Annotated in this window: 13 protein-coding genes and 1 pseudogene; 2 read left to right on the top strand and 12 right to left on the bottom strand. The window is 42.8% G+C overall.

Annotated elements, in window-relative coordinates; all coding sequences use genetic code 11:
* Nucleotides 1–629: 629 nt before the first annotated feature.
* Nucleotides 630–1,316: pseudogene (locus IQ276_RS34955) on the top strand (response regulator); the annotation flags it as partial.
* Nucleotides 1,317–1,652: 336 nt separating this feature from the next.
* Here IQ276_RS34955 and IQ276_RS34950 read toward each other — a convergent pair.
* The 5 genes from IQ276_RS34950 to IQ276_RS34935 all read right to left on the bottom strand — a co-directional run bounded on the left by IQ276_RS34950 (nucleotide 1,653) and on the right by IQ276_RS34935 (nucleotide 5,863).
* Nucleotides 1,653–2,423: an HIRAN domain-containing protein gene (locus tag IQ276_RS34950; RefSeq protein ID WP_193916662.1), complete on the bottom strand. Its 771-nt coding sequence runs from the start codon at nucleotides 2,421–2,423 to the stop codon at nucleotides 1,653–1,655.
* Nucleotides 2,420–3,340: a HipA domain-containing protein gene (locus IQ276_RS34945; RefSeq protein WP_235116249.1), complete on the bottom strand. Its 921-nt coding sequence runs from the start codon at nucleotides 3,338–3,340 to the stop codon at nucleotides 2,420–2,422. Before IQ276_RS34945 ends, IQ276_RS34950 begins: the two co-directional genes overlap by 4 nt.
* A 100-nt stretch (nucleotides 3,341–3,440) precedes the next feature.
* Nucleotides 3,441–4,751, bottom strand: coding sequence for a clostripain-related cysteine peptidase (locus IQ276_RS34940; RefSeq protein WP_193916658.1), 1,311 nt, complete (start codon nucleotides 4,749–4,751; stop codon nucleotides 3,441–3,443).
* Nucleotides 4,752–4,827: 76 nt separating this feature from the next.
* Nucleotides 4,828–4,956 carry a hypothetical protein gene (locus IQ276_RS40475; RefSeq protein ID WP_255264373.1) on the bottom strand — a complete coding sequence of 43 codons (129 nt, stop codon included), beginning with the start codon at nucleotides 4,954–4,956 and terminating at the stop codon, nucleotides 4,828–4,830.
* A 145-nt stretch (nucleotides 4,957–5,101) separates the two neighbouring features.
* On the bottom strand, nucleotides 5,102–5,863 hold the full coding sequence (locus IQ276_RS34935; protein WP_235116248.1) for an Hsp70 family protein: 762 nt from the start codon (nucleotides 5,861–5,863) through the stop codon (nucleotides 5,102–5,104).
* A gap of 155 nt (nucleotides 5,864–6,018) precedes the next feature.
* Here IQ276_RS34935 and IQ276_RS34930 point away from each other — a divergent pair, with 155 nt between their 5' ends.
* The gene (locus tag IQ276_RS34930; RefSeq protein WP_228043575.1) at nucleotides 6,019–7,494 is read left to right on the top strand and encodes an NF041680 family putative transposase; all 1,476 of its coding nucleotides are present in this window, start codon (nucleotides 6,019–6,021) and stop codon (nucleotides 7,492–7,494) included.
* A gap of 71 nt (nucleotides 7,495–7,565) precedes the next feature.
* On the opposite strand, the gene IQ276_RS34925 is transcribed toward IQ276_RS34930, so the two are convergent.
* From IQ276_RS34925 to IQ276_RS34895, 7 genes are all read right to left on the bottom strand, one after another.
* Nucleotides 7,566–8,642: an Hsp70 family protein gene (locus IQ276_RS34925; protein WP_235116247.1), complete on the bottom strand. Its 1,077-nt coding sequence runs from the start codon at nucleotides 8,640–8,642 to the stop codon at nucleotides 7,566–7,568.
* Nucleotides 8,643–8,671: 29 nt separating this feature from the next.
* Nucleotides 8,672–9,025: a two-component regulator propeller domain-containing protein gene (locus tag IQ276_RS34920; RefSeq protein ID WP_235116246.1), complete on the bottom strand. Its 354-nt coding sequence runs from the start codon at nucleotides 9,023–9,025 to the stop codon at nucleotides 8,672–8,674.
* A 74-nt stretch (nucleotides 9,026–9,099) separates the two neighbouring features.
* Complete coding sequence (locus IQ276_RS34915) at nucleotides 9,100–9,954, bottom strand: IS5 family transposase (RefSeq protein WP_235115308.1); 855 nt, start codon at nucleotides 9,952–9,954, stop codon at nucleotides 9,100–9,102.
* 65 nt (nucleotides 9,955–10,019) lie between these two features.
* The gene (locus IQ276_RS34910) at nucleotides 10,020–11,486 is read right to left on the bottom strand and encodes a ligand-binding sensor domain-containing protein (protein ID WP_235116245.1); all 1,467 of its coding nucleotides are present in this window, start codon (nucleotides 11,484–11,486) and stop codon (nucleotides 10,020–10,022) included.
* Nucleotides 11,479–12,318, bottom strand: a complete 840-nt coding sequence (locus IQ276_RS34905; RefSeq protein ID WP_193912840.1) for a hypothetical protein — start codon at nucleotides 12,316–12,318, stop codon at nucleotides 11,479–11,481. Before IQ276_RS34905 ends, IQ276_RS34910 begins: the two co-directional genes overlap by 8 nt.
* Complete coding sequence (locus tag IQ276_RS34900) at nucleotides 12,318–13,505, bottom strand: CHAT domain-containing protein (protein WP_193912837.1); 1,188 nt, start codon at nucleotides 13,503–13,505, stop codon at nucleotides 12,318–12,320. Before IQ276_RS34900 ends, IQ276_RS34905 begins: the two co-directional genes overlap by 1 nt.
* Nucleotides 13,502–14,767 carry a CHAT domain-containing protein gene (locus IQ276_RS34895; RefSeq protein ID WP_235116244.1) on the bottom strand — a complete coding sequence of 422 codons (1,266 nt, stop codon included), beginning with the start codon at nucleotides 14,765–14,767 and terminating at the stop codon, nucleotides 13,502–13,504. Before IQ276_RS34895 ends, IQ276_RS34900 begins: the two co-directional genes overlap by 4 nt.
* Between the last annotated feature and the right edge of the window lie 6 nt (nucleotides 14,768–14,773).

The raw sequence follows: 14,773 nt of genomic DNA, 5'->3' as shown, positions 1-14,773 counted from the left end.
GGATTGAAGGGTTTGCCCAGTATTTTGGGGAAGCACACCGCAACTTGGCTCGTCATGCGGCGTTTCCTTTGGTACTTACGCCCGATTTACTCTACCAAATTTGGGCAAACTTTGTTCCCGAAGCCCCTTGGACTGCGGTAGCTCATGTGTTGCTGTCGCGGTTGTGTCGGCAAGTGGGTTATGAAATGTATGAGATGGATATTAGCGATCGCAATTTGTTGTTGCGGGAATTGAAGGAGGAGTTTGGGCAAGAAAGGTTTGATGAGTTGGGGGAGTTTTTACTGGATTATGTGGCGCAGCGATTGACTGATGATGACGCAGATACACAGGATTTGCGGGAGGCGCAGGAGTGGACAGCGTTGGCGTATACCAAGCCGCATGAGGCGGCGCGGGAGTTGGCGTTTAGGTTGAGTCAGAGGGTGCAGGAGGAGGATATGGGCGAAGTTTTGAGGTTGGCTTCGTTGGTGGAGAATTTGGCGGAGCCTTTGATAGAAGCAGGTTTTGAGCCGTTGTTAGTTTATGGTCAAGGGATAAAGAGTTTTGTTCGGGGTGATTTGGTTAAAGCTGTAAAGCAATTTAGTTGTTTACCCAAAACGCGAGTTGTTGGAATTAATTTTAATGTCCCACAGATAGGATTAAATCAACCTGCTTCCCAAGATAACAGACAGAAATTCCTAGTAGTTGATGATCACAAATTAGTTTTATCTGGAACAATTGAAGTACTTAAACAACAGTATCCGAATGCAGAAATTACCAGCGCTGAAACTGCACAGGAAGCACTAAATATTTTCGCAAACAATCCATGTTTACCTGACTTGATGATTACTGATTTGTCTATGCCTCAAATGATCGGAAAAACTGCTGAAATAGATGTCGGAATTCAGTTTCTCAAAACATTAATGCAGCAATATCCGAATCTTAATATTGTAGTGCAAAGTACCTATCCCCGTGCGCTTGTCCGCTTAAAGACTTTGATTAGTGTTCACGAAGGAGGTTTTACAGTTGCGGATCTAGCTCTTTCCGTCGAAGAAATGTTGACCAGAGTAGATTTGGCATTACAAGGATTAACTTATACGAAAGATGTCAAAGATATCTATTCAGGATTAGAAGTCAAACCAGAGTGGTTGAGTGTACTGACTCTCGCATTTGAGGAAGGATTACAAGATAAAGCGATCGCCCAGCGCATGAATGTTGCAGAACGAACAGTACGTCACTACTGGACAAAAATTTACGATTTGCTGGGAGTTTACCCAGATGCAAACAAAAATTTGCGAATTCAAACGGAAATTCGAGCTAGAGAAGAAGGGTTAATTGATGGAGTTTTACCAGCAGCTATACCAGCAACTTTACTAGCAGCACAACCAGTGGCACACCATCGATTAACACCACCTTCTGCAATGCCGCAGGGAGTTTATGGCTTAGAATGCCCCAGATGTCATAAAGTTTCCCCTCTTGAGAACTTGCAAGTTGGCTGTCCCTGGTGTGGGACATCTTTGGCTGCGGCAGCAAGTGTCTTAATGATACCCAATGGTGGTGATCAGCCACAGTAAAGCTCATATACTGACAAGTCTCAGTTGTTCTATGCGAGACAACAAATAGTCTTAGAAATTACCCAACAGGAATTTCTAAGACTATTATAGCTTTGCTACCTTTCAAGTAGATTTTATAGCAGTTGCAATCTGTGCAACAAGTGGCTGATACTGACGACTTGAGAAGGGACGAAAATCATCTTGAGCATCAACACTCATTTTACACAGCAAGCGAAATTGGAGCGGAGTTGGAGGTTTATTGACACGCTCTACCTGCACCTCTAAGTTAGAATTTTGTTCAAGTAACTCAAAAATTTCTGCAAGCAAATATCGCGGACAATAACCAACAATGTAATGGTCTTCGGTGTCTAGAATTAAAGCCTGAGAATCATAGGGGTTTTGAAATTCGTGAGCTAGCCATAACTTTTGCCCAAATTCAAGCTGATTAATCCGCTCAATAGCGCTACTTGGCAGATGTCGTAACCCATGCAAGAAAAAGTAAAGATGGTACTGTCCTTGTTCATCAACTTCTGGACAAGGAAAAACGGCGAGTGTATCTGTTTCTCGTTCGCCCCCACTGCGGGCTAAAATTGTAATTGGGTCATTTTCATCATTCGGAATATTGAGCCATTCAATAAAACTTGAATAATCGGGACGCGATCGCGACATTAACCGATTAGCAAACACTGGAAATAACTGAGTTGATGTATAGATTTCATCTAAGCGTGGAAAAGACGACAAAGGTTTAAAAGCAGATTTCTCTTCAGCCTCTTTTACACCTTGGGTATAGACAAATTGATAAATACCTTGGTCAAAGGTTAACCGACCAATGGTAAACCAAAAGCGACTAATAGGGTCTTGCCAAGCTAAAAATAATGTTTTCGTTGTCTTCAAGATAGTGTTTCCCTCAAGGTAAGTAGCCTGTGTTTATTGATTTCCAGAATGGACTGAGCAAAATTACTTGCTTCGGGAGAGATGCGCGAGCGGTTAATGCGATTAAAAATATCTAAAATATTGGCTTGGGAAATATTTTCAAGTCGCGCCAACCACACACAAGCTGCTTCGGGATAGCGATTAGCAACGAGTGAGAACACATCAAAAGTTTTAAGAGTCTTTCTATCATCAACACTGCCATAAAATGCTGAGAAACATTTGTTTGCATAAGCCGCAACTGAGCGTTTCTGTCTTTGAGAGTCAGAGAGGTCGCGTCCTAAACTTGAAGCATGGTCGTAACTAGGTGCTAGGTGTTCCGTTTCTTCTGAAGTCGATGCTGTTTTCATTCGGACAATCCCCCAGTTTTCGTGGTGACGGTCTCCATTACCAACCCACACATCTAGCAGAAGATAGCCAACAAACACATCTACTGCTGTTTGGATGCCAGAGGGCGGTGTCCAATCAATGGGTAAATTTACAGATTCGCCTGCGATCGCCCTCAGCACTACATCTATTGTATGTTGTGATATACCATAAGTCCCAAACGCAGGGTAGTTCGGCACAATTGAGGAAAGAAGCTCGTTACCATGAACAAGCGTCCCCCCTTGTGATAAAAAGTTGGGTGAGACTACACCGCGTGAGCCTTCCCAAGTTGAAGCCAATTCATAAACAGCATGGGGAAGTCCCAATAGTTCGCATAATTCTGATGCGACTTTTTCTGCCCAGTCTTCCCCCAGGTTTTCTCGGCTTTGCTTATAAAGACAACGACCAAGTTCTTCGTGGTCAAACCAAAACTTATATTTGCTACCTAAAGTTTCATTTGAGGATGCTTCATAAGCTTTTTGTGTAACAAGTAAAATTGGAAATTCCGAGGTCATAAATCGAATATATCGCAGGCTAACACCTGGAAACAAAATAATGCTACATTTTCCTATCTAACTGGGTCAAAATATTTTACTTCCTCTTGATACGCAATCCTTAAACCAAATCATTAAGCCTCTGCAAAAACTCTCCCCACCCACAACTAGCAAAATCTGACCTCTCGTAAAACTGACAATAACCTCTCATTGGCGAATAAATCGACAGCCCCTTCACACGTTCAAATCTCACACCTGAAGTCATATTTGCTAAAATTAATTGCGGTTCAACTTTAACAATCATCAAATCCATCACTTCATCAATAACCTGGGTTAATTCATCACTATTCCCAGCATATTTATCCCGTAAAACACTTAAAAAGTCATATAAATCTACAAAATCACTATCCTTAAAACGCACGGCTTTACGTTGAGCATGGTACAGCGCTTTCTCAGTATAAATATCTTCTTCTACCACCAATTGACGCAAAATATCTGCCAATCTTCCCAACGCCTCAGCTAGTTTTTCAACTACTCTCAAATTAGTCGCTGATTGAGTAATTTGAGTGACACTGCCCCGCGATTCTCCCTCATAGTAACGCCCGTACTCCTGTACAATTAACTTTGCCAATACTTCCGATGTCATTTCTGGATGGGCGGTTAAATTCTGCAAAATTGCTATGTAGGGATAACCTGTTAGGGGTTCTACCTCTTGCGATGCAACCATATAATTAGCATTTGTTCGCAACTGGTAAGCCACTTCCACCATGCCCATTAAACAGGCATCCATGCCAATTAAGCTAACTTTTTTACCCGTAATCGCTTCTGCTTCCTGAAAAGCCTGCTGAAGTTTGGCATTATCCAGGAAGTCTAAAGACGAATCATCAAAAGCGATCGCTCGTGAATCTTCATCATCTAGTTCCAGCACTTCCGTAATTGAGGAAAGGAAAAAAGCACGAGACAATCTTCGATTATTTCGGGTAAGGGAACGCACTTCATCTTCACTCGCCTGCACTTGAACACCACGCGATCGCGCAAAAGCATAGATGTCATCTTCTTTCCAACCAGTACCGTGATTCCACAAAATCACCGCGTAGTTTTCTGCGGGATAATTTTCAATTCCCCAAACAATAAAGTCTCGTAATGAGCGAGGATCGCCCGTATTCTGCTCTGGGATATTTTCAATTTGCCTGGGTTCTTCTGAAGGGCGAATATATATGCGGTATGTGTGTTCGCGGTCAGATAAAGTATCAAACTGCACCAAAACAGCCACATCTGGAGTAGACCCCACAGCTTCCATCTCTGCAATGTCTTGATAGCCTTGCGCCTCCATCGGAGCCATCAAGCGTTTACCTTGAAGTTGCTCGAAAACCTTGCCGTTGTCTCCGGCCATGTAGACCATCATAGTCCAGCGACGATTATTTTGAGTCATGTTTTAACATTCTGCATTTAAAGTTCTTCTTTTTATACAAATCTATCGCTGCGATTACCGCAAATTGCACAAATTATTAGTTGATGATTTTGCTTTTGAGTTCGGTAAGTAGTTCCTCTGCTTGGTTAACGTCGCGGCTATTAATAGCTGCTTTCAAGTTTTCTAAAGTTTCTAAGGGAGCAATGCGATTTTGTGAGGTGGGCAAGCAGGGGAGGCAGGGGAGGCAGGGGAGGCAGGGGAGGCAGGCAGGGGAGGCAGGGGAGGCAGGGGAGGCAGGGGAGGCAGGGGAAGAGAAAGAAATTAAGTGTATCTCAAGTATTTATTGTAGTAAAGATTACCAACTTCTCTCTTTACTCCCCCTGCTCCCCCTGCTCCCCCTGCTCCCCCTGCCCCAAAAAGCGATGATCTAACATTTTCGCGTTGCTCCCAGTTTCTAACAGTAGATTGTCAGATGTTTTATCTTGATTAATCACACGTTGCAGTCGGGTTATTTCTTCTTCCAACTGAAAAATCCGATTGGTAACAGCGTCTTCATTTTCATGCACTTTCGCTTCTTCAAGTTTCTGGTCTACCTCTTGTTGAGTCAAGCGATAAAAGCGGTCAAATGTCTTCTCTACAGGTTGTCCATCGGTGGTGATATCTTCTGCTAATACATGGAGAATACCATCATGGTCAACTTTGAACATACAATTAACCCGAACCTCCCCAGCCGGACGAGTAGTTGCTAGGTTGAGAACCACTTCACCGATAAATTCATTGTCCCCTGCAATTGGTCGTTCACCTTGATAAATGCGGAAGCGGATACTTTCTTGTCCGTCACGCTGAGTAGTAAAAGCTTGGGAACCCTTGCGCCACTTGGTAACTGGTATCGGTTCATTGGCACAAATAATCGCATCCATCTTGCTGTTAGCCAATTCAATTCCCAAAGACAAGGGTGTTATGTCCCAGAGTTTCACCTCCTCCCGAAGATAACCACATAATCTTGCCCCCTGAACCGCCGCACCTCTAGCTACAGCTTCGTCTGGGTTTACAGAATCGTTGATTGTCCAACCGTAGCGATCGCGCAGTGCTTCCTTAATAGCAGGTAATCTGGTTTGTCCACCAACTAACAATTTGGACTTTGGACAAAAAGAAGTTTATTCGCGAGTGTGACTCGCGAATAAATGAATGATTAATCTTGTTTATAGTGACGAGCAGAAAAAAGCATAGCCATCAGACCCCCAACAAATAGTAATATCAACTACAAAGTATCTTTGGGTAAATACTGATGGCTATGCCAAAATTTAATAACAATCAATTAATAGCGCAATTTCAAGATTTTAGACAAAAAATTTACAACTGTTTTTCTTCATGTAGCGACGCCTGTATGGATTTGTTGGATGCGCTTGCGGGTAATACGGGAGCCAATTCAATTGCGGAGTTATCTTTAAGTCCTTTGTTTCCCAGAAGCTATAATTCTATTTATAAAGCAATTCAAAAATCATTTAATACAAATATTCAGGAGAAGAACAATGAAGAAGAAGAACAAGAAGAACAAGAAAAACCCAATAACTTAATTAGGGTGGTATCTGAGTTAATTAAGCAACCACAACAACGCCCTTTTTACTTATTCGCTCTTGATACAACACCGCATCCGCGTCCTTACGCGAGGACTTTAGCTGAACGTGGGTATATTTACCAGCCAAATACTATCAAGGGTAACAAACCGATTAATATTGGTCATTCTTATTCGATACTTTCTATCTTACCAGAGAAAGAAACTGGGAATGCCGCCCCTTGGTCAATACCAATATCAGGAGAAAGGGTATCACTTGATAAAACTGGTGTTGATGTGGGTAGTGAACAAATTTCCTCAGTAATGTCTGATTCATCACTGCCCTGGCAGGAAAAATTGTGCGTCTTAGTAGCAGATAGCGCCTATAGTCAGCGTTCATTTCTGTTTGACCAATCCAAACACAAAAATGTGGTAGTGATAGCCAGAGTTCGTAGTAATCGAATTTTCTACCAATCTCCACCCGTTGATGAGTCAAAGAAAAAACGTGGTTGTCCAAAAAAATACGGTGAACGGTTTAATTTAGCTGATGTTGAAACTTGGCACTCTCCCGACGAGACAACACAAATTCAGCAGACAACCTGTAAGGGTCGTCTTTTAAACATCACCATACTCGCTTGGCATCAAATGTTGATGAGGGGAACCAAGCACCAAAAAATGTATTGTCATCCTTTTACTCTGCTCAGAATTCATGTGACTGATGATACTAATCAATCTCTCTGGAAACCAATGTGGTTAATTGTCATAGGTGAGCAACGTGGAGAAATCTCACCTACGGTTGCAAACCATTGCTATAGACAAAGGTTTGATATTGAACACATGCTGCGATTTAGCAAGCAGCGTTTGTTGATGACGCAGTTTCAAACTCCAGATGTTTTGCATGAGGAAAATTGGATACATTTAGTAATCCTAGCTTACGTACAGTTGTGGGCGGCAAGGGAGTTAGCAACACACTTACCCAGGCCATGGGAGCGTTATTTAGAACAAAACAATGATAAAATTGCCACTCCAAGTGTAGTGCAACGCGATTTTCAGAGAATTATTTCAGAGATTGGTACACCCGCTCGTTCTCCCAAAACCAGAGGAAATTCCATCGGTCGAGTTCAAGGTCAAGTTCAAACACAACGAACTAAGCATCCTGTTGTCAAGAAGAAGTCAAAATCAACACTCGCTAAAGTCAAAGCCGCATAAATTTTCTTAGGCTTTAGGCGTTTAACTCAGTCTGACTCAGTTTGTAAAATAACTGGGGTAATTTCTGATGACTAGTTTTTTGTTCGCGAGTGTGACTCGCGAACAAACTTCTTTTTGTCCAAAGTCCAAAACAATACTTGGTCAATGTCTGTGGCTTGCAACTTTGCTTCTTTCAAAGTTGCATCGCAGATATCTAAGGTGCGGTTGATAAAAGGTTGCACAAGTTTTTCTAACTCAATACGAGTTAATGTTGCTTCTAGCCCCAAATACTGTTTTTCTACAGCAAAAAGATTTGGAATACTAATTTGATACTCTGTGGCTTGGGTCAGTGCAATTTTGGCAATTTCTGCTGTTTTTCTGAATTGGGAACGCAAGCTATTATCTTTTGCAATAGGTAAATCTACACCATGCCGCTGCTTGAACGCTTTCTTCATCCAACTCATAATTGCTAAATCTAAATCATCCCCACCTAAATGGGTATCGCCGCTAGTAGCCTTTACCCGAAACAAACCATGTTCAATTCTCAGAATTGAAATATCAAATGTACCACCACCCAAGTCATAAACCGCGACTGTTTGGGGTTCTGTACCCAAGCCAAACGCTAAAGCCGCAGCCGTTGGTTCATTAATTATTCGACGAACCCGTAACCCAGCTAATTCTCCGGCTTCTTTCGTAGCCTGACGCTGAGATTCACTAAAATAAGCCGGAACAGTAATGACAGCTTGGGAGATTATTTTACCCAAAGTTGCCTCAGCATCTTCTTTCAGCTTACGCAGAACTTGGGCAGAAATCTGTGGAGGTGTAAAAAATTCTTCACCAACATAAACAGCAACTTTGCTCTGCTGCACTTCTGCAATAGTATAAGTAACTTGAGTTTGGTCGATGCGTACCCGTTCGTCACGAAAGGTACAGCCCATAAAGCGTTTTACGGAGTAGATGACTTGGTTGGGGTGAGTGGTGATGAAACCCAAAGCTGATTTACCGACAATGGGTTGATTTGTTTGGGTATCGAACATCACAACAGAGGGAGTGAGGCGATCGCCTTCTGAGTTAGACAAAACTCTCGCCTGTCCTGTGTCTGGTTCCCAAATTGCGATCGCTGAATTGGTTGTCCCTAAATCAATCCCTAAAATATCTACCTCACTCACCGTCTACTCCCCTTTCAATTTTAGATTTTTTAATATGTGTAGCAACTTAAACCAGAAGGTGTACCTACCCATAATTTAGTCTCTTTATGTTCACCAGTACTGATGGTCAGTGCTGTAACTCGATTTGCCCCTAAGCCACTATTATGGATATTAAATTCGTTGATTTTCCAGCTATTACCCTGACTTAGCAGACAAAATAGCCCCCTATCTGTCCCAACCCATAAACTGCTATTGTTCCTATCCCATACCAAGGCTGTTATGACTCGGTTTTCAAGCTCAGGTATTAGTTCCCAGTTGTCAACATTGCCTATGTATAACCCCTGACTTGTACCCACCCAAACCTGTTCTGACTCATCTCTATTAATTGCTAGTAGCGATCGCACATCTGCGCTACCTAAGTTACCAGTAATTGGAGTCAGTCCTTTTGTATCAGTTTTATATAGAACCCATTTGACATCTAAGAAGGTGCTGCAAGCCTCTTAATCATTAGCCTGATGAAGCAGATATTGAGTTTGGCAGTGGCACTAACCAGGGTTCGTTCAAAGTTCTTAACCAGAATTTTACAGCGCTCCATCCAAGCATTGGAGCGTTCGATCACCCATCTAGCTATTGCCGGAACAAATCCAGATTTTCCTTGTGCCGCTTTCTCTTGTTTTGAGGGTTTCGTAGAAAGTTGAAACTGAATTTTGGTCATGATCTCTGGGTAAATTCGCTCTAACTCCTGAGTCAAATATTCTGGGTGATACCCATGATCTAGCAGGATAGTAATCTTGGGAATATCGATAGGTTTTGACTTGAAGTAGTCGATGTTGAGAGTAAACATCTCAATTAATCCGGCATCATCCGAGACATTGGCGCGAGTACAGAGCGTAAAAAAGGGAAACCCAAGGGTGTCAATAGCCAAATGCCTTTTAATACCGTTGGTGGCTTTGTAGAAGCAAAAACCTTTCGACTCCACACTGGCGTTGCAGGTATTTTTCACTGCTTGGGAGTCAATGATGATCAATGTCGTCCAGTGCGGTTTTTTTTTTACCTGTTCACGCACTTGTCCATGTAAGACACTCATCAGTTCCTCAAATACCCCGGCTGCTCGCCACTGTTTGTAGTGCCAATATACAGTGGAATAAGGGGGGAGGTCTTTAGGTAAGTCTTGCCAATTGCATCCATTTTTTAGTTGATAGAGAATTCCATTGAAGATATCTCGCTTTGGCCAGTTGGTCGGTCGAGTCTGCTTCTTAGTCGGTAATATCTCTTGCAATAAGGGTTCAAAAATTTCCCATTCTGCATCAGTGAGGTTGCTGGAATACGCCATTAGTATTGGATTTTAGATGCTGAGGAGTACCTTAATTCAAAACCTCACAAGATGTCAAATGGGTTCTATAACAACAATCCTGCCGAAGTACCTAGCCAAACATGGTCTGTGACAGCTTGGGCAATTGCTTGCAGCCATCCCCTCACAGGTAGTACTTTGTTAGAAATTACTTGTACCCAAGCTGAATTTTTGTACTGATAGAGACCATCTAACCCAATTGCCCAGTAGCGATCACTTCCAGCAGTTAGGGTTAAAATTGGTTCAGAAATATTGGGCGCGGTTTGGAGTTCGTTCTGCTGTTTTAAGCCATGTAAACCACTACTCCAACTCGCAACCCAAACAGTTTCTTGGTCTTGGCTGGTGATGATGGCGCGGATATCTTGGCTAGCAAGTTGTCCATAGCGTCGCCAACTTTCGGTAAATAAGTCATATCGAAATAAACCTAGTGCCGTACCAATCCATAAAATAGAACGGTCTGCAAATTGCTGCACTGACAGTGCTTGCACTAAACTACTGAAAGTGGGTGGAGATTTTTCGCGGGAAGCTAACCCAATGACATCAGGGGGATTATCTGTTAAGTGCAAAAGTATTTGTTTGTTCTCTCCGCGCAACAGTCCATCATGAGTACCAATCCATACTTGATCGTCTCTACCTGCTAGCAAGCTGGTAATATTTGCATTAAATCGCTTTTCTGTCAATGGTGTCCAACCAGTTTCTGTTGCTAAACCCACCTGTCCGCCACAGGCTGCCCAAACTCCTTGCAGATGGGGAGCTAGGGCAGTAACTTCACCAGGAAATTTAGTATCAATTTTGTGCGATTTGTTCGTTGATAAGTCAATGCGTACCAGTCCACGAAAAGTTCCTAACCACAGGTTTTCACCTTGACGAGCTAGCGTGAGAACATCTGGCTGCACGCTGTCGCTAGTACGCACCCAACTAGCATTTTTGTCATTATAAACGCCTTGAGCATTGCACAGCCAAATATCATTTTCGTTGGCGATTGCCATTGCTCTTGGAGGAAACCCAGCAGGAGGTAATTCGATAGCGGGTTTGCGGTCTGGAGTGTTGATAGCATAAATACCGCTAGCAGTTCCAGCCCAAAGTTTACCAGTAGAGTCCAAAGTCAAACAACTTACCTTTACCTCGCCCAGAATGCGGTAAGGTCGCCAAGTATCATTTTTTAGATAATAAATTCCAAATTGTTCGTGAGCAGCCCAAACTTGACCTGCACCATCTACGGTAACTGCTAACACTGAGTTACCTGGCAAACCATGTTCGCTGGCATATCTAACAAATCGGTTTAATTCAAGCTTCCAGTGCAGTATCCCTCCCCCAGTCGCCAACCATAAATCTCCCTGTGTTGGGTCAAAAGCTAAAGAGCGAACATGGCGCTGACTTGCCAAGTTACTCCATTCTAAAAAGGCTTTATCGCTAGGTTGTTCTTGTTGCGGTGCAGTATCAGCAACGGGGATAGGCAAATCTTCTACCCCTACTGGTACTGGTAAATCAAGTTGATAGTCTTTACTACTCATAATCTCTTATTGCTGGTGAGTCCACTGCTGTAGACGGGTTTCCCGTCGCAGGCAAGTGGCGAACCCGAAGGGTGATACGCCCCCACTCCTCTTTTAATTTGTCTAACTCAGCCTGTAATTCGTAATTTTGGTCTTGCTGCTGTTCGATACATTGATTGAGAAAATTATGCCAGTGTTCTTGACTTTTTTGCTGTTGCTGCCAAAGTCCGTAACGTGAATCTTTATACAAACGTTCTGTTGCTTGCTTTAAATTTTGTAGCTGTCGGTTTAACGCTCCCTCCCAAATCTTCAGACGTTGGTATTGCTGTGTCAAGTTTTCTTGGGAGTTACGAGTTATCCAAACTACTCCCCAAGGTAATTCTTCTAAAACATCAGCTAAACTGGCAGTAGCGTCACTGCATAAACCCTGGAGATTAGCGAATAACTCTGCATCCTCAGCGTTGACATCAGGATCTAATAACCGAAAAATATGCTCTAATAGCATATCTTTCCCAATCGCTTCTGGGTCTTTTAGACTAAATTCTGTTGTTTGTTCTTCCTGGTAGAGAAAATTATCGTTTACAACATCCTGCTGTTGGGTGTCGTCTTCATCCTGGGTGAAACATTGAATTTGGCTGCGAAGGGAGGCAATTTCTGCTTGCAAGCGCATTGACTGGCGACGTAATGTACCAACTACCGCCTGAAATTCGTTGTAAGCTGCTGCGAGATTTGTTTCTAGTGGTGCAATTGTTTCGCGTGCAGTAGTAATTGAGGAGCGCAATTGTTGCAGTTGCATCAGTAACTTCTCTAATTCTGCTTGGGTAATTGCTGAGGTAGATGGGTAGTTTGTCATTAGGCGACACCTACTGTAGCCAAGGGTTGAGTTAGTCGATAGTAAGGCGGACTATAAAGACCATAAGCCAGACCTAAAGGGTTATTGTACTCCTCTATAAAATATCTGCGGGTAGCTTGTAGGGCTTCCCCAATTGTCATTTGTTTATCTATAAAAAATGTATAAAATTGTTGAGCAAACGCCGCAGCAAAACGGTCGGGAACGGGACAAGCGGTTGCAATTACCGCCTCAGCACCTCGCTTAATAAACATTTGGGGTAAGTTAAAAGTTTTGCGTAAGGCATCAGTACCACCTGCTGACTGACAGGCATTTAGAAAGACTAATGGTTGGCACTGAAATCGTTTATCTTCTTTTACCAAAATGAAAGATATAGCTCCTAATTTAATCACTAAGGGTTCGCCTTCTTGTCCTTCATCTTTTAATAAAGTAAATAGCAGGGTATCAATATCTAGTTCTTCTGACAGACAATGACATGCAAAATGCAAAATGTTATGGTTAGCTTCTATGAAATAATCAAGTAGGTTTTCTCCACTTTCAACCCCTATTAATTTACCTGCTGCCGAAAGAAGAGAGCATCGGCTATTTTGGTAACTGCGAATCAGTTTTTGAATTAGCAGCCATTCATTTTGATGAGCTTCTCGCAGTCGATGATGCAGACAAAACATCATATCTAATGGTGTAGTTCTGTCTGCTAAAAAGCGAGAGATATCTTTTTCGGGAGTAAGAATTCGAGCGGGAGTGTAGCGCAGTCCCCAAAACATTTCTGGATTAGCTCCTTGATAATTATCCCCTGCATATAGTACTTCCCAAGGAAAAATTACCCGCTCAGATATAAAGGTGGGCGCTGGGGTTTCGCCGCCCATCATTTTACAGCGACCTTCGATAAGTTGACGGGAGCCTTCTTCTTCAAAAAATCTGCGGTAAGCTGCTAAACCCCACTTTGCCAGTTCTTTCATTTCTTGCTGGCAAGTTTCCGCATCTAATTTGATACTTTTGGCTTGATTAATTGCTTTTTCTAGTCTCAAAAAAGACTCTAAAACATTATTTGTAAATTTCAGAAGTTCTTCATCAGTGGCAGTTATATTAAACTTTTGCCAACCAATATTATAATAATTTTCTTTAGGAATTACAATTGGTAAAAAAGATGCCATTGTTTGATGGCGAATAGCGCTACTAATACCGCTCATTCTTCCCTCCCATTCTCTATGTTGAGAGAGAAATTTAGGCTATGAATTGGTCGCATCCCATCTGCAAAGTACACCTGAACTAAAGCTGAGGTATCAGTAATTTCATTAGGTACAACTAGGGTAAACCAGCCTAAATAATCACCTTTAGCAGTAAGTGTCATCGTGACGGGCAAATCTGGAATCACTTGCAGACCATAGGTTACGATATGTACCTGTAAATTTTCAAAGACGAGATTCTCTGCTACCTCGATAACTCTATCTTCATGCCACACAGGGGGATTTCTTCGCAGAGTAACACGAAAACGAGCGATCGCACCAGGAGGCAATGGGTCATCAATTTCCCGTCCTATAGGTTCGACAATAGCATAGCCATCACCAGGAACGGGACGGTAAGGACGCGCCATTGGGTCGCCAAACAGAACGTAGGCTAGCCAGTCGAGGGAATCAGGTGTAGATGCACGGGCTAATTGACGGCTAGTATAAAACGCTTCACCCAAGGAAGCGCCAGCCCACAGACGGTTGTAAAAGCAGCTAATAAAGGCAGCTTCCACTGCTGGTTCTACAGCCCAGAGGGAACCAGTGAAGCCGCTACATCCAGCGCGGATAAAGGCGGATGCCCATGTGTTTTCTAATGCTGTCAATTCTGGTGTATCGGTTTTCACGTAACTCAAGGTAACAAATGGACGATTGCGCCGCAGGTTTAGTTTGGTGGGACGCATTTGGAGTTCTATATCTTCTGTATTGTTGATATTGTCTAAGGTTACGGGAGCGTTACGAAGGTTGGCTGCATCTGAGGACTGACTGTAGCGAATTAAATGCAAACCCCGTATAGCTTCCGTGGAGTCATGCAATACACCTGCTGGTAAAGGTTGGGGTGGAGGTGCGCCGGGGGCTTCGAGGAGAGTAGCCCAAAGTTGGGGTTGTTCGACGTTGGCGTAATGAGCGATGTTAACTGTACCTACAGGAAATTCGTAGGGTCTGGTGTCGTTTAATTCTTGTAGCCAGTGGCTAATGATGAAGCGATCACCCAGACATTTCTGCCCATCATATAACAGTTCCCAAGGTATCCAGGCTTCTTGGTCAGCGAGAATTAAAAGTGTAAAAGTTGAATTTTGGGATATTAAAAAACGAAAGTCGCTTTGTAGTTCTGTGGGGAAGAGGTGTTTAAATAGGTATTGACCAAGGGAACTTAAACGAGATTTTCCCTCAGTGGGCAAACTACCGGATATGTTTTCGAGTGTAGTTGCTAACAATCCATGCACCTGTTC

This window comes from Desmonostoc muscorum LEGE 12446 (assembly GCF_015207005.2).
Taxonomy (GTDB): domain Bacteria; phylum Cyanobacteriota; class Cyanobacteriia; order Cyanobacteriales; family Nostocaceae; genus Nostoc; species Nostoc muscorum.
This window is presented reverse-complemented; position numbering and strand designations above follow the sequence as displayed.